This window comes from Vibrio sp. Vb0349, from assembly GCF_033338975.1.
Genome location: NZ_JAWOTS010000438.1, coordinates 1 through 1,047 on the forward strand (window position 1 = coordinate 1; position 1,047 = coordinate 1,047).

Consider the following 1,047-nt stretch of genomic DNA (forward strand, 5'->3'; position numbering starts at 1 on the left):
CGAGGGAAGATGACCAAATCGCCGCGCCCATTGGCAGAATATAGTTGTCAGAAAAGAAATCACTAAACTGGTGCTCATCCAAAAATGCACCCAGCGTTTGAGAACTCGATATTTGCTCAGTAGTAGACGCTTTTGCTAGTTTATTGAAGCGTAAAATCTCAAGAATAAAGCGATAGAATTTTGGATTAAGCCAATTTCGCTTTTGTGCGAACAATGTTGTTAATGTGTGGCCATTATATTCCAAACCATTGCCATCGTTTCTCACGCTGAAACTCATTTGCGTCGGAATACCTTCCACGTCAATTTCATTCATCATTTTGATAAAATTTGGATATGTACGGTCGTTGTATACAATGAACCCTGTATCAATCGCATAATCCTCATTCCCGACACGTACATCAACCGTCGCCGTATGACCACCAATATAATCGTTGGCTTCGAACAAAGTGATATCGTTTTGTTGGTGCAGATAGTACCCACATGTCAGTCCAGAAATTCCAGTGCCTACAATAGCGATTTTCATGCTTCTTCCTTTTAAGATACGAGTTTAGCCGTCAGCCTTGCTTGCCAACTGTATGGAAGCAACGAGATAAAGCGGAGAATGCCTGTGAATCTCGCCGGAAAATAAATGTGGCTTTTATTCGCCGCTAGCTGCTTTCTCAATAATTGAGACGCTTGCTTGGTTGAAATGATCATAGGCATCTCAAAGGTGTTTTTATCCGTTAGGGGCGTTTCAACAAACCCAGGAAACACAGTAATCACTTTGATGCCTTTCTTCTTAAGATCCACAGCGAGCGTGCGCGCAAAGTAGCTCACTGCCGCTTTTGACGCGCCGTACGCTTCCGCTCGTGGCAGCGCGACTTCGGAGGCAATGGAGCCAACAATGACAACGCGGTGCCCTCGCTGAAAATACGGTTGGCAAGCTTCTATACAGTTAGCTACACCTACGACATTAACATTCATCACGCGCGCCATAAGTTGCGCATCTACAATGCCATCATCCATGTATTCGCAATCACCCGCGTTGAAGATCCATGTATCTGGAAT

General features: G+C 44.4%; 2 protein-coding genes. Both read right to left on the minus strand.

The window, feature by feature from the left end; translation table 11 throughout:
- The coding region (locus R7Q47_RS26430; RefSeq protein ID WP_318090282.1) for an NAD(P)-binding protein at positions 1 to 523 on the minus strand (523 nt) is incomplete at its 3' end.
- 11 nt (positions 524 to 534) lie between these two features.
- On the minus strand, positions 535 to 1,047 hold a 513-nt coding region (locus R7Q47_RS26435; RefSeq protein WP_318090283.1), incomplete at its 5' end, for an SDR family oxidoreductase.